Source organism: Streptomyces sp. NPDC045956, from assembly GCF_056430705.1.
In genome coordinates, this window is the sequence record NZ_JBWKKZ010000007.1 from 413,008 (window position 1) to 438,737 (window position 25,730).

At 70.3% G+C, this 25,730-nt stretch carries 25 protein-coding genes; 12 read left to right on the plus strand and 13 right to left on the minus strand.

Annotation, left to right across the window (positions count from 1 at the left end):
* The first annotated feature begins 8 nt into the window (after positions 1-8).
* Complete coding sequence (gene rplI, locus AC07FV_RS21105) at positions 9-455, plus strand: 50S ribosomal protein L9 (RefSeq protein WP_053133879.1); 447 nt, start codon at positions 9-11, stop codon at positions 453-455.
* Between the two features lie 148 nt (positions 456-603).
* Here rplI and AC07FV_RS21110 read toward each other — a convergent pair whose 3' ends face one another.
* On the minus strand, positions 604-1,941 hold the full coding sequence (locus AC07FV_RS21110; RefSeq protein ID WP_479088887.1) for an MATE family efflux transporter: 1,338 nt from the start codon (positions 1,939-1,941) through the stop codon (positions 604-606).
* Between the two features lie 459 nt (positions 1,942-2,400).
* Between AC07FV_RS21110 and dnaB the strand changes: the two genes are divergently transcribed.
* Both dnaB and AC07FV_RS21120 read left to right on the plus strand, forming a co-directional pair.
* Positions 2,401-3,879: a replicative DNA helicase gene (gene dnaB / locus AC07FV_RS21115; protein WP_479088888.1), complete on the plus strand. Its 1,479-nt coding sequence runs from the start codon at positions 2,401-2,403 to the stop codon at positions 3,877-3,879.
* A gap of 58 nt (positions 3,880-3,937) precedes the next feature.
* Entirely contained in the window at positions 3,938-5,332 is a 1,395-nt protein-coding gene (locus tag AC07FV_RS21120) for a serine hydrolase domain-containing protein (RefSeq protein WP_479088889.1), read from the plus strand.
* 96 nt (positions 5,333-5,428) lie between these two features.
* Here AC07FV_RS21120 and AC07FV_RS21125 read toward each other — a convergent pair whose 3' ends face one another.
* Together AC07FV_RS21125 and AC07FV_RS21130 are read right to left on the minus strand one after the other, a co-directional pair.
* On the minus strand, positions 5,429-5,881 hold the full coding sequence (locus tag AC07FV_RS21125; protein WP_479088890.1) for an N-acetyltransferase family protein: 453 nt from the start codon (positions 5,879-5,881) through the stop codon (positions 5,429-5,431).
* A 58-nt stretch (positions 5,882-5,939) separates the two neighbouring features.
* Positions 5,940-6,404, minus strand: a complete 465-nt coding sequence (locus AC07FV_RS21130; protein WP_356602678.1) for a MarR family winged helix-turn-helix transcriptional regulator — start codon at positions 6,402-6,404, stop codon at positions 5,940-5,942.
* 140 nt (positions 6,405-6,544) lie between these two features.
* Between AC07FV_RS21130 and AC07FV_RS21135 the strand changes: the two genes are divergently transcribed.
* The gene (locus tag AC07FV_RS21135; RefSeq protein WP_479088891.1) at positions 6,545-7,753 is read left to right on the plus strand and encodes an MFS transporter; all 1,209 of its coding nucleotides are present in this window, start codon (positions 6,545-6,547) and stop codon (positions 7,751-7,753) included.
* Positions 7,754-7,910: 157 nt separating this feature from the next.
* Positions 7,911-8,330, plus strand: coding sequence for a GlcG/HbpS family heme-binding protein (locus tag AC07FV_RS21140; protein WP_479088892.1), 420 nt, complete (start codon positions 7,911-7,913; stop codon positions 8,328-8,330).
* Positions 8,331-8,420: 90 nt separating this feature from the next.
* On the opposite strand, the gene AC07FV_RS21145 is transcribed toward AC07FV_RS21140, so the two are convergent.
* From AC07FV_RS21145 to AC07FV_RS21170, 6 genes are all read right to left on the minus strand, one after another.
* A complete protein-coding gene (locus AC07FV_RS21145; protein WP_479088893.1) occupies positions 8,421-9,287 on the minus strand; it encodes a GNAT family N-acetyltransferase in 867 nt (288 codons plus the stop codon).
* A 154-nt stretch (positions 9,288-9,441) separates the two neighbouring features.
* A complete protein-coding gene (locus AC07FV_RS21150) occupies positions 9,442-9,924 on the minus strand; it encodes an NUDIX domain-containing protein (protein ID WP_479088894.1) in 483 nt (160 codons plus the stop codon).
* Between the two features lie 63 nt (positions 9,925-9,987).
* Positions 9,988-10,896: a LysR family transcriptional regulator gene (locus tag AC07FV_RS21155; RefSeq protein WP_479088895.1), complete on the minus strand. Its 909-nt coding sequence runs from the start codon at positions 10,894-10,896 to the stop codon at positions 9,988-9,990.
* Between the two features lie 226 nt (positions 10,897-11,122).
* Complete coding sequence (locus AC07FV_RS21160) at positions 11,123-12,298, minus strand: cystathionine gamma-lyase (protein ID WP_479088896.1); 1,176 nt, start codon at positions 12,296-12,298, stop codon at positions 11,123-11,125.
* Positions 12,295-12,789 (minus strand): low molecular weight protein-tyrosine-phosphatase, encoded by a 495-nt coding sequence (locus tag AC07FV_RS21165; protein WP_479088897.1) that lies wholly within the window; start codon positions 12,787-12,789, stop codon positions 12,295-12,297. The genes AC07FV_RS21160 and AC07FV_RS21165 overlap by 4 nt, the downstream gene beginning before the upstream one ends.
* Positions 12,790-12,794: 5 nt before the next feature.
* Entirely contained in the window at positions 12,795-13,172 is a 378-nt protein-coding gene (locus AC07FV_RS21170) for a phage holin family protein (protein WP_479088898.1), read from the minus strand.
* A 59-nt stretch (positions 13,173-13,231) separates the two neighbouring features.
* On the opposite strand from AC07FV_RS21170, the gene AC07FV_RS21175 reads away from it, so the two are divergent.
* From AC07FV_RS21175 to AC07FV_RS21190, 4 genes are all read left to right on the plus strand, one after another.
* Entirely contained in the window at positions 13,232-13,549 is a 318-nt protein-coding gene (locus AC07FV_RS21175; RefSeq protein ID WP_053133839.1) for a cupin domain-containing protein, read from the plus strand.
* A gap of 176 nt (positions 13,550-13,725) precedes the next feature.
* Positions 13,726-13,938 (plus strand): DUF5326 family protein, encoded by a 213-nt coding sequence (locus tag AC07FV_RS21180; protein WP_479088899.1) that lies wholly within the window; start codon positions 13,726-13,728, stop codon positions 13,936-13,938.
* A 312-nt stretch (positions 13,939-14,250) separates the two neighbouring features.
* Complete coding sequence (locus AC07FV_RS21185) at positions 14,251-14,976, plus strand: IclR family transcriptional regulator (RefSeq protein ID WP_479088947.1); 726 nt, start codon at positions 14,251-14,253, stop codon at positions 14,974-14,976.
* Positions 14,977-15,075: 99 nt separating this feature from the next.
* Positions 15,076-15,513, plus strand: a complete 438-nt coding sequence (locus tag AC07FV_RS21190) for an SsgA family sporulation/cell division regulator (protein ID WP_053133836.1) — start codon at positions 15,076-15,078, stop codon at positions 15,511-15,513.
* Positions 15,514-15,563: 50 nt separating this feature from the next.
* Here the strand turns inward: AC07FV_RS21190 and AC07FV_RS21195 are convergent, their stop codons facing one another.
* Complete coding sequence (locus AC07FV_RS21195; protein ID WP_479088900.1) at positions 15,564-17,135, minus strand: YibE/F family protein; 1,572 nt, start codon at positions 17,133-17,135, stop codon at positions 15,564-15,566.
* A 253-nt stretch (positions 17,136-17,388) separates the two neighbouring features.
* Here AC07FV_RS21195 and thiC point away from each other — a divergent pair, with 253 nt between their 5' ends.
* Together thiC and AC07FV_RS21205 are read left to right on the plus strand one after the other, a co-directional pair.
* Positions 17,389-19,182: a phosphomethylpyrimidine synthase ThiC gene (thiC, locus tag AC07FV_RS21200; RefSeq protein ID WP_479088901.1), complete on the plus strand. Its 1,794-nt coding sequence runs from the start codon at positions 17,389-17,391 to the stop codon at positions 19,180-19,182.
* A gap of 100 nt (positions 19,183-19,282) precedes the next feature.
* Entirely contained in the window at positions 19,283-20,719 is a 1,437-nt protein-coding gene (locus AC07FV_RS21205; RefSeq protein WP_479088902.1) for a VWA domain-containing protein, read from the plus strand.
* A gap of 24 nt (positions 20,720-20,743) precedes the next feature.
* Here AC07FV_RS21205 and AC07FV_RS21210 read toward each other — a convergent pair whose 3' ends face one another.
* The 3 genes from AC07FV_RS21210 to AC07FV_RS21220 all read right to left on the minus strand — a co-directional run bounded on the left by AC07FV_RS21210 (position 20,744) and on the right by AC07FV_RS21220 (position 24,227).
* Positions 20,744-21,613, minus strand: a complete 870-nt coding sequence (locus tag AC07FV_RS21210) for a hypothetical protein (protein ID WP_479088903.1) — start codon at positions 21,611-21,613, stop codon at positions 20,744-20,746.
* Between the two features lie 182 nt (positions 21,614-21,795).
* Positions 21,796-22,902, minus strand: coding sequence for a metallophosphoesterase (locus AC07FV_RS21215; RefSeq protein WP_479088904.1), 1,107 nt, complete (start codon positions 22,900-22,902; stop codon positions 21,796-21,798).
* Between the two features lie 212 nt (positions 22,903-23,114).
* The gene (locus tag AC07FV_RS21220) at positions 23,115-24,227 is read right to left on the minus strand and encodes a LacI family DNA-binding transcriptional regulator (protein ID WP_479088905.1); all 1,113 of its coding nucleotides are present in this window, start codon (positions 24,225-24,227) and stop codon (positions 23,115-23,117) included.
* A gap of 398 nt (positions 24,228-24,625) precedes the next feature.
* On the opposite strand from AC07FV_RS21220, the gene hisC reads away from it, so the two are divergent.
* Complete coding sequence (gene hisC, locus AC07FV_RS21225) at positions 24,626-25,705, plus strand: histidinol-phosphate transaminase (RefSeq protein WP_479088906.1); 1,080 nt, start codon at positions 24,626-24,628, stop codon at positions 25,703-25,705.
* Positions 25,706-25,730 lie beyond the last annotated feature (25 nt).

Sequence of the window (25,730 nt, forward strand, 5' to 3'; positions counted from 1 at the left end):
ACCGACTAATGAAGATCATCCTCACCCACGAGGTCTCCGGCCTCGGTGCCGCGGGCGAAGTCGTCGACGTCAAGGACGGCTACGCTCGCAACTACCTGATCCCGCGGAAGTTCGCCATCCGCTGGACCAAGGGCGGCGAGAAGGACGTCGAGCAGATCCGTCGCGCTCGCAAGATCCACGAGATCCAGACCATCGAGCAGGCCAACCAGATCAAGGGCCAGCTCGAGGGCGTCAAGGTTCGCCTGGCCGTCCGCTCCGGCGAGGCCGGTCGTCTCTTCGGTTCCGTCACCCCGGCCGACGTCGCTTCGGCGATCAAGGCCGCCGGCGGTCCCGACGTGGACAAGCGTCGCATCGAGCTGGGCGCGCCGATCAAGACGCTGGGCGCCCACGAGACGTCCGTGCGTCTGCACCCCGAGGTTGCCGCCAAGGTCAACATCGAGGTCGTCGCTGCCTGAGCTCCGCTCACGCTGAAGCGCTGAGAAGGGGCCGCATCCTCGCAAGGGGATGCGGCCCCTTCCACGGTCTACCCCCAGCGGGACCTGGTCTGCTCCGCGCGTTCTGTCGCCGCTCTTCCCGGGAAACGTCGTGTTTCACGTGAAACGGTCAGCGCGTCGCGCCGGTGACGACCCAGCGTCCCGAGCGGGTGCGCAGCCAGAGGGTCACCAGGCGCACCGCCATCATCAGCGTCATGGCCGCCCACAGCGCGGTGAGCCCGCCGCCGAAGGCCGGGACGAGGAGCGCCGCGGGAGTGAAGACGGCCAGGGTCAGCAGCATCGCCCAGGCGAGGTACGGGCCGTCGCCCGCGCCCATGAGTACGCCGTCCAGGACATAGACCACTCCGCAGATCGGCTGCGAGGCGGCCACGATGACAAGGGCGGGCAGGGCCGCACCCGTCACCGCGGAGTCGCCGGTGAACAGGGGCAGGAAGACCGGACGTGACAGCACGACGAGCAGACCGAGTGCGATGCCGACCGCGACGCCCCACTCGACCATCCTCCGGCAGGCTTCGCGGGCCCCGCGGGCGTCACCGGCCCCCAGGTAACGCCCGATGATGGCCTGACCGGCGATGGCGATGGCGTCGAGGGCGAAGGCGAGCAAACTCCACAGGGACAGGATGATCTGATGCGCCGCGATGTCGGCGTCTCCCAGGCGCGCCGCCACGGCCGTGGTGATCATGAGAATCGCCCGCAGGGAGAGCGTCCGGACGAGCAGCGGGACCCCCGCCTGGGCGGAGGCCTTGATCCCGGTGACGTCCGGACGCAGTGAGGCGCCGTGGCGGCGGGCCCCGCGGACCACGACCCACAGGTACACCGCGGCCATGCCGCACTGCGCGATGACGGTGCCCCAGGCGGAGCCCGCGATGCCGAGGCCGGCGCCGTAGACGAGGACGACGTTGAGGACGGCGTTGGCGACGAAGCCGGCGATGGCCACGTAGAGCGGGGTCCGGGTGTTCTGCAGCCCCCGCAGGACACCGGTCGCGGCCAGCACGACCAGCATGGCGGGGATGCCGAGGGCGGAGATCCGCAGATAGGTGATGGCGTACGGTGCCGCGGTGTCGGAGGCGCCGAAGAGTTCCACGAGGGCGGGCGCGGTCGGCAGCACCACCGCGATGACGGCGGCGCCCAGCAGCAGGGCCAGCCAGATGCCGTCCATGCCCTGCCGGATCGCCGATTGCAGGTCGCCCGCGCCGACGCGCCGGGACACGGCCGCGGTGGTGGCGTAGGCGAGGAAGACGAAGACGCTGACGGCGGTGGTGAGCAGTGCCGAGGCGATGCCGAGGCCGGCCAGCTGCGCGGTACCGAGATGGCCGACGATCGCACTGTCGGCCATCACGAAAAGGGGCTCGGCGACGAGTGCGCCGAAGGCCGGGACGGCCAGCGCGATGATCTCTCGGTCGTGTCGGCGCCGGAGGGTCCGCGAGCGCGCTGGGGCCTGTGTCATGAGCACCAATCTAATCGTCCACAGGTAAGAGATGCAAAGCCTTTGCAACCCTTACGCTTCGTCTCACCGCGTGTGCTTCTGGGCACGGTTCGGAACGATCTTGATCCGATGGGGAAAGTTTTTCTTCTGCACAGGCCGTGGACGGTGAAAGTGCAGTTCAGAGGCGTTCTGTTAGGCGGAGGGAGTGCTTGTTCACAGGGCTGTCCACCGGCTCGTGCACAGGTTTTGCCGAGTTCTCCACAGCATCTGGCCCGTCGTCCACACGGCCTGTGGATAACCAGATTGGCTGACGGTGCCCGCGGGCCTACGGTGGTCCGGCACCTGCTCCGTCCGTCGACCTGCGAACCAGCCCAAAACCGACGCGCCAGAAGCGAAGTGGGGCGTCTTATTTGTCAGTGCCGTGCCGTAGAAATGAGAGGCACGGCGAGGTCCGCTCGGCGGACGGGAGGAGGTGGCTCGGTGAGCATTTCCGAGCCCTTGGACGACCCGTGGGCCGACAGCGGACCCAGTGATCGTCTGCCCGCTTCCCGCCGTCGCGGTGACGGAGGACGCGGCCGCGACGAGCAGCACGAGCGCGGCTCGGACAACGGCGCGTGGGACGGCGGCGGTCCGTCGTTCGAGCGGGTGCCACCGCAGGACCTGGACGCCGAGCAGTCCGTCCTCGGCGGCATGCTCCTCTCCAAGGACGCCATCGCCGACGTCGTCGAGATCCTCAAGGGCCACGACTTCTACAAGCCGGCCCACGAGATGGTCTACCAGGCCATCCTCGACGTCTATGCCAAGGGCGAACCGGCCGACCCCATCACCATCGCGGCCGAACTCACCAAGCGCGGTGAGATCAACAAGGTCGGCGGCGCCTCCTATCTGCACACCCTCGTCCAGACCGTGCCGACGGCCGCGAACGCCGCGTACTACGCGGAGATCGTGCACGAGCGGGCCGTGCTGCGGCGCCTGGTGGAGGCGGGCACGCGGATCACCCAGATGGGATACGCGGCCGACGACGACGTCGACGAGATCGTCAACCGCGCCCAGGCGGAGATCTACGCCGTCACCGAGCAGCGCACCAGCGAGGACTACCTGCCGCTCGGCGACATCATGGAGGGCGCGCTCGACGAGATCGAGGCGATCGGGTCGCGCAGCGGCGAGATGACCGGTGTGCCCACCGGGTTCACGGACTTCGACTCGCTGACCAACGGCCTGCACCCCGGTCAGATGGTCGTCATCGCCGCGCGACCCGCCATGGGCAAGTCGACGCTCGCGCTGGACTTCGCTCGTGCCGCCTCGATCAAGAACAACCTGCCGAGCGTCATCTTCTCGCTCGAAATGGGGCGCAACGAGATCGCCATGCGCCTGCTCTCCGCCGAGGCGCGCGTCGCACTGCACCACATGCGGTCCGGCACCATGACGGACGACGACTGGACCCGTCTGGCCCGCCGGATGCCGGACGTGTCGGCCGCCCCGCTCTACATCGACGACTCCCCCAACCTGTCGATGATGGAGATCCGCGCCAAGTGCCGCCGCCTCAAGCAGCGCAACGACATCAAGCTGGTCGTCATCGACTACCTCCAGCTCATGCAGTCCGGAGGATCCAAGCGCGCGGAGAACCGCCAGCAGGAGGTCTCGGACATGTCCCGTAACCTCAAGCTCCTGGCCAAGGAGCTGGAGATCCCGGTCATCGCGCTCTCGCAGCTCAACCGTGGCCCCGAGCAGCGCACCGACAAGAAGCCGATGGTCTCCGACCTGCGTGAGTCCGGGTCGATCGAGCAGGACGCCGACATGGTCATCCTGTTGCACCGCGAGGACGCCTACGAGAAGGAGTCGCCGCGTGCCGGCGAAGCGGACCTGATCGTGGCCAAGCACCGTAACGGCCCCACGGCCACGATCACCGTCGCCTTCCAGGGCCACTACTCCCGCTTCGTGGACATGGCCCAGACCTGATCGCCGGGCGCGGGCGAATTGGTTCGACGTGCCGCGCCCGGGCCGGTGGACTGTGGGCATGACGACACTTCAGGAAGACGGGCAGGACCTGCTCCCCGCTACCCGCCGGGCGTTGCTGCACCGGATCGCCGTGGCCCAGTCCGCAGGGCGCACACCGTCGCTGGTGGCGGCGGTCGTCCGGGACGGGCGAGTCGTATGGCACGGTGCGCGGACCTCGGTCGACGGGCACGGCCCGGACGAGGACGTGCAGTACCGGATCGGCTCCCTCACGAAGACCTTCACCGCCGTGCTCGTTCTGCGCCTGCGCGACGAGGGGGTGCTCGACCTCACGGACGCCCTGGAGAAGCATCTGCCGGGTACCGGCGCGGGTGAGGCCACGATCGCCGAGCTGCTGGCGCACTCGGGCGGGCTGGCCGCCGAGTCGCCCGCGCCGTGGTGGGAGCGGACGCCTGGTTACCTGCGGCCGCAGCTCGCCGATGTGCTGGGCGAGAGGCCGCTCGTGCATCCGGTGGGCCGTCGGCACCACTACTCGAACCCCGGCTACACCCTGCTCGGCGCGCTGGTCGAGCGGCTGCGCGGTGCTCCGTGGGAGGAGGTGCTGCGGCGTGAGGTCCTGGAGCCGCTGGGACTGGACCGTACGAGCGCCCAGCCGCGGGCTCCGTACGCCGGTGGCTGGGCGGTGCATCCGTGGGCCGACGTGATGCTGCCCGAGCCCGCCGAGGATCTCGGGCGGATGGCTGCGGCCGGTCAGCTATGGTCCACCACCGGGGACCTGGCGCGGTTCGCCGTCTTCCTGACGAAGGGGGACGACCGAGTACTGAGCGCGCGAACCGTACAGGAGATGCGGGCACCGGCGGCACCGGCCGAGGCCGCGGACGTCATGGACGGCGCGGCCTACGGTCTGGGCCTGCAGATCCAGTACCGGGACGGGCGGCTGCTCGTGGGCCACTCCGGTTCCCTGCCGGGGTTCCTGGCCAACCTCACGATCAGTGTGGAGGACGACGTGGCCGCCGTGGTGCTGACCAACTGCACCTCCGGGCCGCTGACGGCTCAGGTCGGTGCCGATCTCGTGCGCATCGTCGCCGAGGCGGAGCCCCGGATCCCCGAACCGTGGCGTCCAGCGGCGGAAGCCGACGCCGCCTTGCTGGAGCTGGCCGGGCAGTGGTACTGGGGGACGCATGCCTTCGCGCTGCGGTTGACGGCCGACGGGGGAGTGTCGCTGGAGCCGCTCTCCGGCTTCGGTCGCCGTTCACGCTTCCGGGGGAACGGCGACGGTACGTGGACCGGACTCGAGGGCTACTACGCCGGGGAACTTCTCCGAGCCGAGCGGCGCCCGGACGGCACCGTGAGCCATCTGGATCTCGGGTCGTTCGTGTTCACGCGGCAGCCGTACGACGAGGGGGCCCCGGTGCCGGGAGGCGTGGACCCGGAGGGATGGCGGGGGATCGGTTAGCCACAGCCACCCGGGCGCCTGGTCTGCCCCGTTTCACGTGAAACAGGGCCGACCAGGCGCGTGAGGGGTGCCGTCGGGCGGGGCCGGACCGCCTGCTCAGAGCGAGAGCTTGAAGCCCGTGTGCGAGGCGGAGAAGCCGAGGCGCTCGTAGAAGCGGTGGGCGTCGACGCGGGTCTTGTCGGAGGTGAGCTGCACCAACTGGCATCCCTGGCGACGGGACTCGTCGACGGCCCACTCGATGAGCTGTGTTCCCAGGCCCCCGCCACGCTCGTCGGCGTGGACGCGCACTCCCTCGACGATGGACCGGGTGGCGCCGCGCCGGGACAGGCCGGGGACGATCGTCAGTTGCAGCGTGCCCACTACGCGGCCGTCGCGGACGGCGACGACCAGGTGCTGGTTCGGGTCGCTGTCGAGCCGTTCGAACGCGGCCAGGTAGGGGCTCAGGTCGTCCGGTGATTCGCGCTCCGCGCCCAGCGGATCATCGGCGAGCATCGCGACGACCGCTGGGATGTCGTCCTCGGTGGTGGGCCGTATCTCAAGATCTCCCATGACGGCACCTTACGCAGAGCCGCCAGGAGAGACGCAGCACGGGCCGGCACCGCGCCCGTTAGGCGGGCACCGGCGTCTTGAGGGTTTCCACCGCCCGGACCAGGGGGGCCAGGTCGGGATTCTCGGCGGCCTCGTCGAGGGCCTCACGCAGGGCGGCGTCGTTGGTGGGCCGCGCCTCGTCCAGCAGCTTCAGGCCCGCCGCGGTGACATTGGTGTAGATGCCGCGGCGATCGGTGGGGCACAGGTAGCGCTCCAGCAGCCGGCGCTCCTCGAGCCGGGTCACCAGGCGCGTGGTGGCGCTCTGGCTGAGGACGACGGCGTCGGCGACCTGCTTCATCTGCAGGTGCCCCCCGTCGCCGTCGTGCTGCCGACTGAGCACGTCGAGCAGGGAGTACTCGCGCACGCTCAGGTCGTGCCCGGCCTGAAGGGCGCGCTCGATGCGGGCCTCGATCCTCCCGTGCAGCAGGGAGAGGGCGCACCAGCCCTGGGAGAGGGCGGTGAGCGCGGGGTCCGTCGCTGTCATGTGGTTCCTCCGTCCCGGAGTGGCTGACACCAGGGTAGACCAGTGACGCAATTGTCGGCGGTTGCATATTGCCCGCGTCTGCAATTATTGTGAACGCACGCAAAGCGCTCCTGCAATCTCCTGGGAAGGTGTACCCCTCCATGCCTCTCGCGCTTCTGGCCCTCGCGATCGGGGCCTTCGGGATCGGAACGACCGAGTTCGTGATCATGGGCTTGCTGCCCGAGGTCGCGAGCGACTACGGGGTCTCCATCCCCACCGCCGGCTTCCTGGTGACCGGATACGCGCTCGGCGTCATGTTCGGCGCCCCGCTGATGACCGTGCTCGGCACCAAGGTCTCGCGCAAGCGGATGCTGATGCTGCTGATGGGCCTGTTCATCGTCGGCAACCTGTTCTCCGCCCTCGCCCCCGCCTTCTCCGTCATGCTGGTCGGCCGTGTGGTCGCCTCGCTCGCCCACGGTGCCTTCTTCGGCATCGGCTCGGTGGTCGCGGCCGATCTGGTCGCTCCGCAGAAGAGGGCCGGCGCGATCGCCATGATGTTCACCGGACTGACCGTCGCCAACGTCGTCGGTGTCCCGCTGGGGACGCTCGTCGGCCAGTCCGTCGGCTGGCGCGTCACCTTCGCCCTCGTCGCCGCGCTCGGTGTCGTCGGCCTGGCGGGGGTCGCGAAGCTGGTTCCCGACGTACCCAGGGCGGAGGGTGTGCGGCTGCGCCACGAGCTGGCGGCCTTCAAGAACGCGCAGGTGCTGCTGGCGATGGCCATGACGGTCCTCGGCTTCGGCGGCGTCTTCGCGGCCATCACCTACATCGCGCCGATGATGACCCATGTCGCGGGCTTCGCCGACGGCTCGGTCACCTGGCTGCTGGTCCTCTTCGGCCTCGGCATGGTCGGTGGCAACCTCGTCGGCGGCAAGTTCGCCGACCGCGCCCTGATGCCCCTGCTGTACGTCTCACTGGGCGCACTGGCCGTCGTGCTCGCCCTGTTCACACTCACCGCGCACAACAAGATCGCCTCGGCTGTGACCATCGTCCTGATCGGCGCCCTGGGCTTCGCCACCGTCCCGCCGCTGCAGAAGCGCGTCCTGGACCACGCACACGGCGCCCCGACCCTGGCGTCGGCCGTGAACATCGGTGCCTTCAACCTCGGCAACGCGCTCTCCGCCTGGCTCGGAGGTGTCGTCATCGCCGCCGGCTTCGGCTACACCGCGCCCAACTGGGTCGGTGCCGTGCTCGCCGGCGCCGCTCTGGTCCTCGCCTTCCTCTCGGCCGCGCTGGAACGGCGTGACGCCGCTTCCCGGCCGGGGTCCGCGGGCACCGCGCCCGTCGAGCAGCGGGCCGTCGCCCACCACTGAACCACCGGCCGCAGGGGGCGGGGCCAGGGCCGTCTCCCTCCCCTGTGGCTCCCCGCCGCATCGACCACCGAGGCACCGCACCACCGAAAACCGGCCTGACGGCACCACCGCCTGCCGACCTGACCGCACCACCGAGTACCGATCCAGGAGCATCCCCATGAGCACCACCGCTGTCGCCCCGCTGACCATCCAGGACGCCGAGGCCCTGGTCGCCGCGGCCCACCGTGCCGCTGAGGCCGCCGGAGTCGTCGTCAGCGTCACCGTCCTCGACACGGGCGGTCACCTCCTCGCCTTCCGGCGCGACGACCGGGCCGTGCTGATCTCCGGCGAGACCAGCACCCGCAAGGCCTACACGGCGCTCCAGCTGAACGCCGCCACCGCAGACCTGGTCGACGCCGTCCAGCCCGGAGGCCTCTTCCACACCCTGCCCACCGCCCTCGACCGGCCGCTGCTGTTCATCGCGGGCGGCGTACCGGTGCACCGCGACGGTCGGCTGATCGGCGCGGTCGGGGTGGGGGGCGGAGCGCCCGAACAGGACCACTCCTTCGCCACCGCAGCCGTACGGGCCCTCGCCTGACGGCAGCCACGCGCACACCAAGCCGGTTCCTGGGATGCCCCGGGGACCGGCTTCGCCGTCTGGCGGCGCACCGCAGGGACCGCCGGCCAGTCAGCCCGCCGCCACCGTCAGCGGGGCGAACCGCCGGTTCCAGTCCCCGGGCAGCTCGGTGATGCCGTACGTCATGACCGAGTTGAAAGCGACGGAGGCGAGTCCGCGTTCACGGGCCCAGCCCAGCAGCTCTTCGTGCCGTACGTCGATGTCCGTACGCAGCGGACGGTCCGTGCGGGCGGCGAGGGAGGCGAGCAGCGCCTTCGCGGTCTCGGTGTCACGGGCGATCAACGGGCCCACCACATGGGTGTCCATGTTGGGCCAGGCCGCCGCGTACCCGATGAGACGGCCGTTCTCCTCGGCGACCCGCAGCTGGTCCGCGAAGGCGGGCAGCCGGGTGATGATGTGGGTGCGATCGGCGCCGAACACCTCTTCGTCGAGCCGGAGGATCGCGGGGAGGTCCTCGGCCGTGGCCGCGCGTGTGGGCACGCCGGGCTCCGACCCTCCCGGGGTGAAACGCCCGCGCACCATCTCCGCCCGGCCCGTGACCTTGAAGCCCAGCTCCTCGTAGAGCGGCCGGCCGTACGGGGTCGCGTGCAGTGTCAGGGGCGTCGTGCCCAGTGCGGCGACGACATGACGCATCAGCCGCCGTCCGACGCCCTGACGGGCGTGCCGCTCGGCGACCAGCACCATGCCGATGGCGGCGAGGGAGGGACGCTCGTGCGGTCCGTACTCGGTGACCGCGCAGACGCTGACAAGGCCGCCACCGGGATCGTCGATGCCGTAGCCCTTCCCGGCGGTGAGGAGGAACCCCCATTTGTGCTCCTCGCGGGGCCACCCCCGGTCCTCGGACAGGTCGGCGCACGCGGTGAGGTCGCGGAGCGTCAGACGGCGGATCGGCAGCGAGGCGAGGGAAGGTGTCGGCACGCAGGTCAGGCTGTCCGACAGGAGCCCTCCGCGTCCACCACTTTCCGCTGGAACGGGCGAGCTTTTGGCCACGTCGTGAGAGAGCGCACAGTGGCCCGTGACGCGCCGGCCGGCCTGCGGACCGGCAGACCGCCTCTCGCCGCCCGGCAGTCGGTCAGCCGAGGTCGGGCGCGTGCATCGCGCGCACGCCTTCGATGTTGCCGTCCAGATAGTGCCGCAACGACAGCGGTACGAGGTGGACGGAGGCGATCCCGACCCTGGTGAACGGCACCCGGACGATCTCGTACTCGCCCGCGGGCTCGTCGACCTCGGGGCCGTGCCGCAGGGACGGGTCCATGGATTCCAGGCGGCAGACGAAGAAGTGCTGCACCTTCACGCCGGTCGTGCCCTCGTCCTCGCCGATGTGCTCCACCGTGTCGACGAAGCAGGGGACCACGTCGGAGATCTTGGCGCCGAGCTCCTCGTACACCTCACGGTGCAGGGCGTCGACGACGGTGGTGTCGTCCGGCTCGACCCCGCCCCCGGGAGTGACCCAGTAGGGATCGACACCGGGCTTGGTGCGCTTGATCAGGATCAGGTGGTCGCCGTCCAGCAGAACGGCGCGGGCGGTGCGCTTGACCACGGGTCGGACGGTCATGGGAGAAATGTGGCCCGGCTGGTTCCACGTGAAACATCACGGGCGCCTCTCGGTTCCACGGGCTCAGTTCCAGTCGGCGGCCGCGCGCATCAGCCACTCGTGGGCTCGGGCGATGTGCGACATCGCCAACGTGCCGGTCCGCACGATCAGGAAGTACGTCCGCAGCGGCGGCACCACGGGATCGTGCAGGGCGACGACGTCACCGCGCTCCAGCGCGTCGGCGCACAGATAGCGGGGCAGGACCGCGAGCCCGGCGCCGGCGACCGCGCAGGCGAGCACCGCCCGCAGGTCGGGGACGACGACCGTGCCCGGAGAGGCCGGACGGGCGTCGAAGACGGACGCCCAGTAACGGGCGACGAAGGGCAGCGATTCATGCACCTCGACCACGGGGATGCGTTGCAGGGCGAGTGCGGTGGTGCGGTGGGGCGGCCTTCCGTCACCGGACCGCACCGCCCAGCGGGGCGCGGCGACCAGGACGTGCTCCTCGTCGCAGAGCGGGGTCGCCGTGAGCAGCGCGCCGCGCGGACGGGCCGTGCCGATGGCCAGATCGTGATGCCCGGCGGCCAGGCCCTCCATGATCGCCTCTGCGTTCCCGAACGAGGCACGCAGGGCGAACGCCAGTCCGTCCTCGCCGGTGAGCCGCGTGAGCGCGGGCAGCGCTCGCTCGGCGATGAACTCGGGTGGTCCGGCGAGGTGCAGGGAACGCAGGGACGAGTCGATCTCCAGCCCGGTCTCGGCGATCTCCACCAGTGCGTCCAGGTGCGGTGCGGCCTTGTGGGCGAGTTCGTCCCCGATGGTCGTCGGCGTCACGCCCCGGGCCTGGCGCAGGAACAGAGGACGGCCGAGCTGCCGCTCCAACGTGCGGATCTGCGACGTGACGGCCGGCTGGGAGAGGCCGAGCAGGGCTGCCGCGCGCGTGAAGGAACCGGCTCGGTGCACGGTCACGAAAGTGCGCAGCAAGGCCAGATCCACGGCGGCCCCCCTCTGCTGTTCTCCTCCAGCCCTTCGGCCCGCGCCCAACTATAAATATGTCGATAGGTCGCTGTCGCTAGGGTGATTGGACACTGACACAGAGTCAACTAGCCTTGAACGCGCGGTTCTTCGCGCGCGGAACCGGAGGACGGTCCGAGCCACGAGGGGGGAGGCTCGGACCGTCCGTCGTATCGGGTCCACACGGCACGCAGGAGCGCGGCGGCGATCAGTCCGCCGATTCCTCCAGCGCGCGCAGCAGGTCCGCCACCAGGTCCTCGGGGTCCTCCGCACCGACCGAGAGCCGGACGAAGCCCTCCGGTACCGCGTCCCCGCCCCAGCGGCCGCGCCGCTCGGCCGTGGACCGCACCCCGCCGAAGCTCGTCGCGCCCTCCACGAGCCGCAAGGTCTCCAGGAAACGATCCGCACGCGCGCGTGAGGGCAGCGTGAACGAGACGACGCATCCATAGCGCAGCATCTGCTGCGAGGCGATCCTGTGCGAAGGGTCGTCCGGCAGCCCCGGGTACCGCAGCCCGGTGATCTCCGGGCGCGTCCGCAGGGCTTCGGCCACCCTGAGCGCGGTGGCGTTCTGCCGGTCCACGCGCAGCTGGAGGGTGGCGATCGAGCGGTGCGCGAGCCAGGCCTCCATGGGGCCCGGAATCGCGCCTACGATCTTGCGCCAGCGCCGTACGGCGGTCATCGCGGCGGCATCGCGGCCGGTCACGTAACCCAGGAGAACGTCGCCGTGGCCGGTCAGCTGCTTGGTGCCGCTGGCCACCGAGAAGTCGGCACCCAGCTCCAGCGGACGCTGCCCGAGGGGCGTGGCGAGCGTGTTGTCGACGGCCACCAGGGCGCCGTGCGCGTGGGCCGCCTCGGCCAGCCGCCGGACGTCGCAGACGTCGAGCCCGGGGTTCGAGGGGGTCTCGATCCACAGGAGCTTCGCCCCGTCCAGGACGTCGAGCTGGGCGTCCGCGCCGGTCGGCGCGGTGCGCACCTCGATGCCGTACGCCTCGAGCTGGGCGCGGACCAGGGGCAGCACCTGGTAGCCGTCGGCGGGCAGAACGGCCACGTCACCGGCGCGCAGCTGCGAGAAGAGCACCGCGGAGATCGCGGCCATGCCGGAGGCGAACACGAGCGTCTCGACGTCGTCCCGCCCGGGCGCCTCGAGCTCGGTGATGGCGCTCTCGAGACGGGACCAGGTCGGGTTCTCGTCCCGGCCGTAGGTGTACGGGCCGGTCGGCTCACCCGGCAGATGGAAGTGGGCGGCGAACACGGGGCCGGGCAAGGTCGGCTCGTGCTTGACGGGCTCGGGCAGCCCGGCCCGTACGGCGCGCGTACCGTCCCCGGTGTACGGACGGCCGTCCTCGCCCGTGCCGGCCCCGTCGTTGGTAGCGGAATCACTCATGCCGCCCGTCCCTCCACTTGCTCGTGTACCGCGGCGAGCAGTCCGGTGCTCGCCGCCTCCACCATCTCAAGGCATTCCTCGAAGCCGTCCGCGCCCCCGTAGTAGGGGTCCGGCACGTCGAGATCGGCACGGTCGGCGGCGGGATCGTAGGACCGCAGCAGCCGTACCTTGGCCGCGTCCTGTTCCGAGGGCGCGAGGCGGCGCAGTTCCCGCAGGTGTTCCGCGTCGAGGGCGATCACCAGGTCCAGGTGGGAGAACCAGGCCGGCCGGAAACGGCGGGCCGTGTGGTCGAGGTGGTAGCCGTTCTCCTCCAGGACGGCCAGAGTGCGCGGGTCGGCGCCCTCGCCCTCGTGCCAGCCGCCGGTGCCGGCGCTGTCGGCCTCGACCAGGCCGTCCAGCCCGGCGTCCGCCACGCGCGCGTGGAAGACGGCTTCGGCCATCGGGGAGCGGCAGATGTTGCCCGTGCACACGAAGCAGACGCGGTAGGTCATCGGGATCAGTCCCCGTCGGGGAGGAACGCGTTGAGGGCCCAGGAGACGATCGAGATGATCAGGCCGCCCAGGACGGCGGTCCAGAACCCGTCGACGTGGAAGCTCACGTCGAGCATGTCCGCGACCCATGACGTCAGCAGCAGCATCAGCGCGTTGACCACCAGCGTGAACAGGCCGAGGGTCAGGATGAACAACGGGAAGGTCAACACCTGTACGACCGGCTTCACCAGCATGTTCACCAGGCCGAACAGCAGGGCGACCACGATCAGCGTGGCGGCCTTCTCGCCGGTACTGCCCCCGGTCAGTGTGATCTTGTCGAGCAGCCACACGGCGACCGCGAGGGCACCGGCGTTGGCGATCGTCTTGACTAGGAAATTCTTCATGTGTCTGATCGTGGCAGACGCGATCGGAAACGAACGGTGAGGCAGGGGCGGACGAGGCGATGAAGGCATTCCGGCTGGACGAACTGGAGGCGGAGCGTGCCGCCAACGACGGTGCCTACCTTCAGTTCCTGCGGGAGCGGAACATGTCGGTCGGTCTGTACGCCCTCGACGCGGGCACGGCCGACCCCCAGAAGCCGCACGCGCAGGACGAGGTGTACTTCGTGGTGAGCGGACGGGCCGCGATCACCGTGGGCATGGAGACCACGCAGGTCGCCCGCGGCAGCGTGGTGTACGTGCCGGCCGGGGTCGCCCACAAGTTCCACCACATCAGCGAGGATCTGAGGGTCCTGGTGGTGTTCTCTCCGCCCGAGAGCTGAGCCGCGCCCTCGGGGTTCCCTAGGGGATCGGTCAGGGTGAGACAAGGGCCGCGAGGGCCCCGCCGGCGCCTTCGCGGTCCTAGCATCGAGTGCAGTGCAACAGGTGATTCCCCGAGGGATCCCGGGCCGCTGGAGGTCCCGGCACTCGAACGGGCGGAAAGGTAAGGACGAGGGCGATGCGAGAGATCTTCACGGGACTGCCGTGGTGGGTGAAGTGGATCGCGGTGCCGGTCATCGCCCTGGTCGTGTTCGGCGGGCTGATCGCCAGCGTGGTCGGCTTCGTGGTCGAACTTCTGTTCAAACTGCTGGTCTTCGTCGCGCTCGTCGGCGGACTGATCTACGTCGTACGCAAGTTCATGTCGAGTTCGTCGTCGCGCAGCGACTGGTGAGAGTGGTGGGACACCGGTGGCGGTAACAGGAACCACCGGTTCCCTCGCGAGGGGGAAGTTTGCCGGACGGGCCGTCGGCGGTCGATGACCGGCGGTTAGAGTCCGGAACTCCACGCGGGGGCGACCCCGCGAGTGGCGTCCACCCCCACCCGTGTTCCCCGCACGGGCTATCCCTCGCGCCCCGGGAGTGCCCCCTTGGCCACGGCTGACACCGCGTCCGTCCCGCTCACCCTGCCCGCGCAGCCCCACTCGACGCCCCGGCCACCCGCCGTCCCTCCCGCGGACGCTCCCTCAGCGACCCTCATCGGCTCCGTGCAGCGGGCGATGCGCCTGATGGAGTGCGTCGCCGAGCACGCGTACGGGGCACCCGCCAAGCAACTGGCCCGGGAGACCGGGCTGGCGCTGCCCACGGCATACCACCTGCTGCGCACGCTGGTGCACGAGGGTTATCTGCGCCGGGAGAAGGGCCTGTTCTTCCTCGGTGAGGCCGCCGAGCGGCTGGGCAGCAGCGGGGCCGCGCAGAAACGTCGCAGCACGGTGGTCGACGCGCTGGCGCGCTGGCGGGACGCGATCGGCGTACCCCTGTACTACGCCATGTACCGGGACGGCGAGATCGACGTCCTGTGCGTCTCCGACACCCCGGCCAACCCCGCGGTGGAGGAGTGGGCGGACTTCCGCGAGACCGGGCACGCCCATGCCATCGGCCAGTGTCTGCTGTCGCAGCTGGACGAGGAGGCCCGCCGGGACCACCTCGACCGCTACCCGGTGCAGCCGGTCACGCCGTACACGGTGCGTGATGGCAATGCCATGCTCAAACGCCTGGAACGCATGCGCCGGATGACGCCGGTGGTCGAACGCCAGGAGTACGCACTGGGGACCGTCTGTGCCGCGATCCCGATCACCGTCGGCACCACCGCCGCGACCATGGCCTTGTCCCTGCCTGTCCATCAGGCCGATCGGCTGCTGCCCGCGGCGCAGCGATTGCAGGACGAAGTGGGACGGTTTCTGGGGTCACTCGCCCTCTCTATCAGTATCTGAAAACTCACTCCTTGTGATCTGGTGTGTACGTTGAGCAAGATGCCACCAGTGTTAGAGGTTTGATTCCCGGACAGTCGACGGCGAATGACGGGGTAGGCGATGGGCGAGTCCGTACAGGCAGAGGTCATGATGAGCTTTCTCGTGTCAGAGGAGCTCTCGTTCCGCATCCCGGTGGAGCTGGGGTACGAGACCTGTGATCCCTATGCCGTGCGACTGACCTTCCATCTGCCCGGGGACGCCCCGGTGACATGGGCCTTCGGCCGGGAGCTGTTGGTGGACGGAGTGGGCCGGCCGTGCGGTGACGGTGACGTGCGCATCGCGCCCGTCGATCCCGAGCCGCTCGCCGAGGTGCTGATCCGACTTCAGGTCGGCACCGACCAGGCGCTGTTCCGTTCGTCGGCGGCCCCCCTGGTGGCGTTCCTCGACCGGACCGACAAGCTGGTGCCGCTGGGGCAGGAAGGCGCGCTCGCCGACTTCGACGCCCACCTCGACGAGGCGCTGGACCGCATCCTGGCGGAGGAACAGAGCGCGGGCTGAACCGTTCCCGCAGCTCGACGGGGAGTGGCGTAACGCTTCACCGGAACAGGTCAGCGCTTGCGGCGGCGGCCCCGCCCGCCGCGTACGGGAGCAGCCCCCGCACCCGGTGCCGCTCCGGCCACCTGCGCCGCCGGCCGGTCGGCCGACACGACGAGGGCCGCGAGAGCGGTGGTCACCGGCACGGACGCCACCAGGCCGATCGATCCGACCAGGGTGCGCACGATCTCCTCCGCGACCAGTTCACTGTTGGCGACCGTCCCCACTCCGCTCTGCGCGATCGAGAACAGCAGCAGCAGCGGCAGCGCGGCGCCCGCGTAGGCGAGGACGAGTGTGTTGACGACCGAGGCGATGTGGTCACGGCCGATACGGATGCCGGCGCGGTAGAGCCCGCGCCAGCCCATCGTCGGGTTGGCCTCGTGCAGCTCCCACACCGCCGACGTCTGGGTGACCGTCACGTCGTCGAGCACGCCGAGCGAACCGATGATGACGCCGGCGAGCAGCAGACCGCTCATGTCGATCGTCGGGTACAGCCCGTGGATGAGCCCGGTGTTGTCGTCCGTGTTGCCGGTGAGCGCGGCCCAGCCGATGAACAGCGATCCGAGAACGCCGATGAGCAGCAACGAGATGAGGGTGCCGAGCACCGCGACGGACGTCCGGGCCGACAGGCCGTGGCACAGGTACAGCGCGATCAGCATGATGGCGCTGGCCCCGATGACCGCCACGACCAGCGGATTCGACCCCTGAAGGATCGCGGGCAGGATGAAGAAGTTCAGCAGCAGGAAGCTGATGGCCAGCGAGACGAGGGCCATGAGTCCCCGCAGCCGCCCGACGACCACGACGGCGAGCGCGAAGATGCCGGCGAGCAGGGCCAGCGGCAGTCGGCGGTTGATGTCGGTCACCGAGTACTGCAGGTCCTCGGGGGCGGAGGGCTCGTAGGCGACCACGACCTCCTGGCCCTGGTGCAGCTGCCGCGACTGGTCGGGCTGCACGATCTCGGTGAAGGTACGGCCCTTGTCCTTGCCGGTGTCGACGCGGATCGTCGCTCGCTTGCACTCGCCGTTCGCCCGCTGTACCGCGGAGGAGCCCTCGGCGGTGGAGGTGTCACCGGTCGGCGGGACGCCCGAGTTGCCGGCGGCCTGGCAGCTCAGCCCGACCACCTTGGTGACGGTGGCCTGCTGGGTCTGCCGGTCGAAGCCGACGCCCGTGCGCTCGTGCGGGGGCGCACCGCCCGGCCACAGCACCGCCAGCCCGACCAGCACCGCGGCGGTGAAGGGGATCAGGATCGCGGCGATGACCTTCCGCAGATGCCGGGACACGGGCGCGGCCGGGCCGTGACTGTGGGAGTGACCGTGGCCGCCACCGGTTCCGTGGCCTCCACCGCTGCCGGGACCGCCGTGGCCTCCGCCATCGCCGTGACTGCCATGGCCTCCGTCACCGCCATGACCGCCGTGACCGCCGTGAGCGAGGTGCCCGCCGCCCGTGTCGTATCTGCCGTCTCCCGCGCCCGGTGCGGCGTGAGGGCCGTGCGGGGCGGATCCGGCCGCGCGGCCGTCGCCGTTCTCGGCGCCCGGACCGCGGCGGGGCTCGTGCGGCGGGAAGGGAGGATGCTGCGGTGTGGTCACCGACCGATCATCGCAAGAACGAGGGGGGCCCTCTGTTCACCGCGCCCGAATTGACGCTAGCGTGGGGGCACCTTTGTACACGCGGGAGCTCGGAGCACCGGGCTGAGAGGGCGCTGACCTCCGTCCCAGCGATGTTTCACGGGAAACGTCACCGACACCGAGTGATGTTTGCCACGAAGCATCCGCAGACGGAAGCCGCTGCGTCGACCGCCGAACCTGTTACCGGGTAATGCCGGCGTAGGGAGTAGGTCTCATGACCATCAAGGACGCACGCACGCCTGCCTCCGCGCAGAACTCCTCCCAGGAGGAGCCCGCGGAGACCGGGAAGTCCATCGGCTGGCACAAGGCGTACGTCGAGGGCTCGCGCCCCGACCTGCGGGTGCCGGTCCGTCAGGTGCACCTCACCAACGGGCAGTCGGTCACGCTGTACGACACCTCCGGCCCGTACACCGATCCGCTCGTCGACACCGACGTCCGCAGGGGGCTGTCGCCGCTGCGGGAGAACTGGATCATCGCCCGCGGAGACACCGAGGAGTACGCGGGCCGCCCCGTCCGTCCCGAGGACGACGGGATCAAGCACACCTCTCCGCGGGGTGGCCTGCGCAACCTCGACGCCGTCTTCCCCGGCCGCCCGCGTCAGCCGCGGCGCGGCCGGGACGGCGGCGCGGTCACGCAGCTCGCGTACGCACGGCGCGGCGAGATCACCCCGGAGATGGAGTACGTGGCCCTCCGGGAGAACGTGTCCCCGGAAGTGGTCCGCGAGGAGATCGCGGCGGGCCGCGCCGTCCTGCCGGCCAACGTCAACCACCCGGAGATCGAGCCGATGATCATCGGCAAGCGGTTCCTGGTGAAGGTCAACGCCAACATCGGCAACTCGGCGGTGACGTCCTCCATCGAGGAGGAGGTCGAGAAGATGACCTGGGCGACCCGCTGGGGCGCCGACACGGTCATGGACCTGTCCACCGGCCGCAACATCCACACCACCCGCGAGTGGGTGCTGCGCAACTCGCCCGTCCCCATCGGAACGGTGCCGCTCTACCAGGCCCTGGAGAAGGTCGACGGCCGCGCCGAGGAGCTGACCTGGGAGATCTACAAGGACACGGTCATCGAGCAGGCCGAACAGGGCGTGGACTACATGACGGTCCACGCCGGAGTGCGCCTGGCGTACGTACCGCTCACGGCGAACCGCAAGACCGGCATCGTCTCGCGCGGCGGCTCGATCATGGCGGCTTGGTGTCTGGCGCACCACAGGGAGTCGTTCCTGTACGAGAACTTCGAGGAACTCTGCGAGATCCTCGCCGCCTACGACGTCACCTACTCCCTCGGCGACGGACTGCGGCCGGGCTCGATCGCGGACGCCAACGACGAGGCGCAGTTCGCGGAGTTGCGTACGCTCGGGGAACTCAACACGATCGCCAAGCGTTTCCACGTACAGACCATGATCGAAGGCCCGGGCCACGTCCCGATGCACAAGATCAAGGAGAACATCGACCTTCAGCAGGAGATCTGCGATGAAGCTCCGTTCTATACGCTCGGCCCGCTGACGACGGACGTCGCGCCGGCGTACGACCACATCACTTCCGGCATCGGTGCCGCGATGATCGCCTGGTGGGGCACGGCCATGCTCTGCTACGTCACGCCCAAGGAGCATTTGGGCCTGCCCAACCGTGACGACGTCAAGACCGGCGTCATCACCTACAAGATCGCCGCCCATGCCGCCGACCTCGCCAAGGGGCACCCAGGTGCACAGGAGTGGGACGACGCGCTGTCCGACGCCCGGTTCGAGTTCCGCTGGGAGGACCAGTTCAACCTGGCCCTCGACCCCGACACGGCCCGCCAGTTCCACGACGAGACCCTGCCGGCCGAGCCTGCCAAGACGGCCCACTTCTGCTCGATGTGCGGGCCGAAGTTCTGTTCGATGAAGATCTCGCAGGACATCCGACGGGAGCACGGGGGCAGCAAGTCCGAGATCGAGGAGGGCATGGCCCAGAAGTCGAAGGAGTTCGCCGCCGCCGGCAACCGGGTCTACCTGCCGATCGCCGACTGAGTCGACTGAGTCGACTGAGCCGACGGCTCCGGTGACGAAGGGGGCGGACCGCCGGGCCTGCCCCCTCCCCACCGGGGACCCGCCTCGGCAGACTGGGCGTATGACAGCCACATCCCTGAGCAAGGGTGCCAATCTCGCCGTCGACTCCCCCGCGGTGCGCGTCGAGCTCGTCTGGTCCGCCGGGCCGGGCGTGCCCGAGGTCGACGCGTCCGCGCTGTTGCTCACAGCGGCCGGACGGGTCCGGGACGACGGGGACTTCGTCTTCTACAACCAGCCCCGCCACACGTCCGACGCGGTGCGGCATCTGGGCAAACAGGGCGGTGCAGGCACGGCCGCGGACGTGACCACCGACGCCGTCGAAGTGGACCTGCGCGAGGTCGAAGCGGCCGTCGACCGGATCGTCCTGTGCGCCTCGGCGGACGGTGGGACCTTCGGCCAGGTGCCGGGGCTGTCCCTGCGGTTGCTGGACGCGGGCACCCGTGCCGAGCTGGCGCGGTTCGACATGACGGCCGGGACGGAGACAGCCCTGGTCGGCGGTGAGCTGTACCGGCGCCAGGGGAAGTGGAAGTTCCGCGCGGTCGGTCAGGGGTACGCCTCCGGGCTGGCCGGGGTGGCCACCGACTTCGGCATCACCGTCGACGACGCGCCGCCCGTCTCCGCGCCCGCCGCCGCCCGGCCCACGACGCAGACGCCCCCGGCTCCCCCGCCCCCTCCGGTCTCCACGCCGCCGGCACCCCCCGCGACACCGGCACCGGCAGCCGGCAGCGCAGGACCCCGCCTGACGAAGGGGGAGGAACGCCTGCCCGTCGACATGCGCAAGCGGCTGTCCCTGCGCAAGGAGCAGGTCGCGGTCAGCCTGAGCAAGCACGGGGCCGCCGGTGCCACCGCGCGCGTCGTCCTCGTCCTCGACGCGTCGGGGTCCATGTCCTTCCTCTACTCCAAGGGCGTCGTCGCCGACGTCGTGGAGCGGATGGCCGCCGTCGCGGCGCAACTCGACGACGACGGCGAGATGCAGGCCTGGACCTTCGCGTCGAACCCGGCACGCCTGCCCGACCTCCGCCTCGGTGAGCTGCCCGAGTGGCTGCGGCTGCACGTACGCGTGGGCGAGATCAGCCTCTTCCGCCGCGGGAGGAAGAAGGGCCTGCACCCCGAGCAGGTCGACATGCGCGCCGTCGGCATCCAGAACGAGGAGCAGAAGGTCATCGCCGAGGTGCGTGCCTTCGTCCGCGACAACCCGGCGTCGGCTCCCACGCTCGTGCTCTTCTTCTCCGACGGCGGCGTCTACCGCAACGCCGAGATCGAGCGGGAGCTGCGGGAGGCGGTGGAGGAACCCGTCTTCTGGCAGTTCGTCGGGCTCGGGCGGTCCGACTACGGGGTCCTCGAACGGTTCGACACCCTGCCGGGCCGACGCGTCGACAACGTGGGCTTCTTCGCCGTGGACGACATCGGCACCGTCCCCGATCCGGAGCTGTACGACCGCCTGCTGTCGGAGTTCCCGTCGTGGATCACTGCCGCCGGCCGGGCGGGCATCCTCTGACCCGTTGCCCGCCCAGGCCGGAGGCTACTCGGGCCGGTGATCCGGGCCGCCGAAGTCCGGGCTGCTGAAGTCCGGACTCGAATAGCTCGGACGCTGCGACGCGCCTCGGCCCTCCCCGGGACTCGTGAACCCCGGTCGGCCGTAACCCAGGTGCGGCATGCGGCTCGTGGGTGCCGCGGGCCCCGTGGGGTGCAGGGCCGTGTTACCCGGGGCCGCCAGCGCCTCCCGCAGGAACGGCAGGATGCCCCGTTCCAGCAGGGCCTCGCGCCAGGCGTCCCGGGCCCGGGCCACCTCCTCGTCGAGTTCGCCGTACGGGCCGGGCTCGGTCGAGGAGTGGTTGCGCAGCGCGGTGAGCAGCAGCCCCACCGCGGCGACGAGGATCGCCACCGCGGTCATGGCGCCGAACACCCAGCCGGTGGTGAGCATGGTCTGCGCGAAGGCCTGCCCCGGATCGAGCATCTTGAGGATGTACCCGACGAGCAGGAAGATCGCCGCGGCGGTACCGGCCAGGACCGGCGCCAGGACGGCGACGACGGCGACGGCACCCGCGCCGGTCGCCTCGGCGACCTCGCCCACGGTGGCGGCCAGTCCCCCCGCGCCCGTGCCCGACTCCTCGGAGCCGGACTCGCGCGTGGCGGGCGTCCCGGTGGACGGCGCCGGCCGGCGCAGTTCCTCGCGGGCCTTCACGTAGTGCCGGTACTCGGTCGTGGCCGCCGCGGTGATGAGGGCGGTCGCGTTGAGTGCCATGGTGCGCAGTTGTTCGGTGTTCAGCCGCTGTCCGAGTGCGGCCAGTTCCGGGCGGTGTGGTGCGGAGCGCAGCGCCTCGTCGAGGATCCGCTCGTACTCCTGGCGGTCCTCGTTCGGCAGGTGCTGCGGAACGCTGTTCATGTGCATCCCCCGATGCTCCGTAGGGCTTGGGGCTCGCATGCCAACGAGCCGTCGGGCAGAAACGGAGGGGAGCCTGCTACGGATAAGCCGATGGTAGAGCGGTGACGGTGGCGGGTGACAGGGGGTTTCCAGAAATTGGGTGCCGACCTGTACACGCGCCACTGCCGCCCGGAGCGCCCGGGAAACGGTCAGACGTCGAGCGGCAGTTGCTGGACCAGCAGCTTTCCGGCCATGGTCACCCCGCCGTCCATCGCGATGGCCAATCCGTCCGCGTAGACGTGAGGTCCTTCGACAGCGGTACGCGTGTCGTCCTCGCCGTCCTCGGAGCCGACCTCGCCCAGCAGGTAGGGGATGGGGCTGTGGCCGTGGACGATGCGGGTGCCGCCGTACGTGTCCAGCAGGGAGCGCACGGCGTCGGCGCCGCCCTCGTCGCGGAAGGAGAAGCGCTTGGTGAACTTGCGGAACAGGTCCCACACCTCTTCCGCGTCGTTGCGCGTGAGCGCCTCGCGGACGGTGTCGTTGACCTCCTCGATGGAGCGGCCGTAGTCGAGGTAGGTGGTGGTGTCGGAGTGGACCAGCAGGTGCCCGTCGACCTCTTCGAGGGCGTCGAGGCGGGCCATCCACTGCAGGTGGTGGTCCTGCAGACGGTCCATGTCGGTCTTCTGCCCGCCGTTCAGCAGCCAGGCTGCCTGGAAGGTGGCGGTGCCCGCACCGGAGTTGACGGGGGTGTCGCCGAACCGCTTGGCGCCGAGCAGCAGCAGCTCGTGGTTTCCCATCAGCGCCTTGCAGTAGCCGCCGGCCGCGGCGGCCTCGGCGGACAGCCGCATCACCAGGTCGATGACGCCGATCCCGTCCGGGCCGCGGTCGGTGAAGTCACCGAGGAACCACAGGCGCGAGGTCCCCGCGCACCACTGGCCCGCCTCGTCGACGAGGCCCTTCTCCCGCAGGGCGGCCAGCAGCTCGTCGAGGTATCCGTGCACGTCACCGACGACGAACAGCGGCCCCTGCCCCGTGGCGGCCTGCTGCACCACCACCGGTTCGGGATCCACGGCCACCTGGACCGTGTCACCCCGGCGGATGACGGGCAGATCCCGCTGAGTGGGTGTGTACCCCTCCGGATAGGGCTCCGCGTCCCTGGCCTCGGAAGGCGGCGCGACCTCGCTCACCTGCGCGCCGGAGCCGGCGTACGGAGCGGTCTCGTGGACGTACGCGGGCACCCGGAAGTCGCGCACCGTCGCCGTCCGCTCCACCTCGGGTCCCTGACTGGCCCCCTGAGTCATCGACCCCTCCACCATCGCGCCGCATCTGCACCGCTTCGGACTGCCTGGTCGCAGCGGCCCGCGGTGTGTGGGCCCATCATAGGAATGCGGATCGCGCTGTGTGATGACCCAGGGGTGGTGAATCGGAACAGGACTCCGCTTCACCGCGGCTTTCGCCCCGATTGGGCCGGTCTTGGTCATCCGCAGAGGTGACGCGGTCACGCTCCGGCCGTGCCGGCCCGGCGCTGCTACTCGCGCTCGGGTGACCGCGGGGGACTGACCGTCGTGCGGGGCGGACGGCGCTGCGACGACGTACGGACGATCAGCTCGGTCGGTATCACCTGCTCGACCGGCTGCTCCGAGTCGAGTCCCTCGATGGCGTCGATGAGGACCTGGACCACCGCCGTGCCGATGCGGCGGGGCTTGAGCGACAACGTGGTGATCGGCGGCTCGGTGCTGGCGTAGACGGTGGACTCGCTGCAGCAGACGAGCAGCAGGTCCTCGGGGACACGCAGCCCGTAGCGGCGGGCGGCGGCGAGCAGGTCGGTGCCGTTCGGGTCGAAGAGGCCGTAGACGGCGTCGGGCCGGTCCGGGCGGGCCAGCAGTCGGTCGGCGGCGACGGCGCCGGCGCACGGGTCGTGTGCCGGGTAGGCCTCGTAGACCGGGTCCTGCCCGACACGCTCGCACCAGTGGAGGTAGGCGGTGGTCGACAGGTGGGTGTACGTGTCGGTCGTGGTGCCGGTGAGCAGGCCGATCCTGCGGGCGCCGGCGTCCGCGAGGTGGTCGAGGATGCCGAGCACGGCGGCCTCGTGGTCGTTGTCGACCCAGGCGGTCACGGGGAGCGTGCCGGCCGGACGGCCGTCGGACACGACGGGTAAGCCCTGCCGTACCAGCTCGCTGACGACCGGGTCGTGGTCGGAGGGATCGATGACGACCGTGCCGTCGAGCGCGACGTTGGACCACACGTCGTGACGGGAGGTCGCCGGGAGGATCACGAGGGCGTAGCCGCGGGCGAGCGCGGCCGACGTGGCGGCGCGCGCCATCTCGGCGAAGTACGCGAACTCGGTGAAGGTGAAAGGTTCATCCCCGTACGTCGTCACGGTCAGGCCGATCAGTCCCGACTTGCCGGTGCGGAGCGTGCGGGCGGCCGCCGAGGGCCGGTAGCCCAGTCGGTCGGCGACCTCGCGCACGTGGCGCCGGGTGGCATCCGGGAGTCGGCCCTTGCCGTTGAGGGCGTCGGAGACGGTCGTGATGGAGACTCCGGCGGCGGCGGCCACGTCCCTGATGCCCGCCCGACCCGGCCGGCTGCCTCGACGGGAGGTTTCCGCGCGGCTCACCTGGTGCTTCCCTGCTGCTGTCATGGCGAGCCGATAGTAGGGCTCATGGGGCGGGGTAGGGCGGACGCATATGCACGCGTTGACAGTCACGTTTCTGCATGATCATCAAGGGCGAACAGCCATGGAAAGCACGCCAGTTGGCGTATACCGACCCAGTATCTGACGTGTCGACCACCGAGGGCCTGCCCCGTGGCGGATGTTGCGAAGAGGTCTCAACTCACCTGCACGGGGGATGCGCGCCACGGCGCGAGCCACCGGCGCGTAGATATATGTGCGGCGCGCCCCCCGAATCGTGCGCCTTCGTGCACTGATGCCCCTGATGCCAGTGTGACGGAGGAGGTCCGGCCTCCCCTATACGCAGGGGCGCCGAATCCTCTTAAGGTGAGGAGTATTCGACGGTGGTGGTCATGAGGAGGACTGCGGTGAGTGAGACGAGCCCCAAGCTGCGTGCCGAGCTGGAGGGAATCCCCACCTACAAGCCGGGCAAGCCCGCCGCGGCCGACGGCCCGGTGGCCTACAAGCTGTCCTCCAACGAGAACCCGTACCCGCCCCTGCCGGGCGTGATGGAGACGGTGACGGCCGCGGCCTCGTCGTTCAACCGGTACCCGGACATGGCCTGTACGGCCCTGATGAGCGAGCTGTCGGACCGGTTCGGCGTTCCTCTCTCCCACCTGGCCACCGGTACCGGATCGGTGGGCGTGGCCCAGCAGCTGATCCAGGCGACCTCGGGGCCGGGTGACGAGGTGATCTACGCCTGGCGTTCCTTCGAGGCGTACCCGATCATCACGCAGATCAGTGGCGCGACCTCCGTGCAGGTGCCCCTGACGGCCGGCGACGTGCACGATCTGGACGCGATGGCGGCCGCGATCACCGACCGGACCCGGCTGATCTTCGTCTGCAACCCCAACAACCCGACGGGCACGGTGGTACGGAGGGCCGAGCTGGAGCGTTTCCTCGACCGGGTGCCGAGTGACGTCCTGGTGGTCCTCGACGAGGCGTACCGCGAGTTCATCCGCGACCCCGAGGTCCCGGACGGCGTCGAGATCTACCGCCGGCGGCCCAACGTCTGCGTCCTGCGGACCTTCTCCAAGGCGTACGGCCTCGCCGGCCTCCGGGTCGGCTTCGCGATCGCCCACGAGCCGGTGGCGGCGGCGCTGCGCAAGACGGCGGTGCCGTTCGGGGTCAGCCAGATCGCGCAGGAGGCGGCGATCGCCTCGCTGCGTGCCGAGGACGAGTTGATCGGCCGGGTCGGCTCGCTGGTGTGCGAGCGCACGCGCGTGGTCGACGCGTTGCGCGCGCAGGGCTGGACGGTGCCGGAGACCCAGGCCAACTTCGTGTGGCTGCGGCTGGGGGAGCGGACGGTCGCCTTCGCGGGCGCGTGCGAGCGGGCCGGTGTGGTGGTCCGACCGTTCCCGGGCGAGGGTGTGCGGGTGACGGTCGGGGAGAGCGAGGCGAACGACATCTTCCTGAAGGTGTCGGAGGAGTTCCGCCAGGAGATGTAGGCCGTCGTGCGGCCGGTCGGACTGT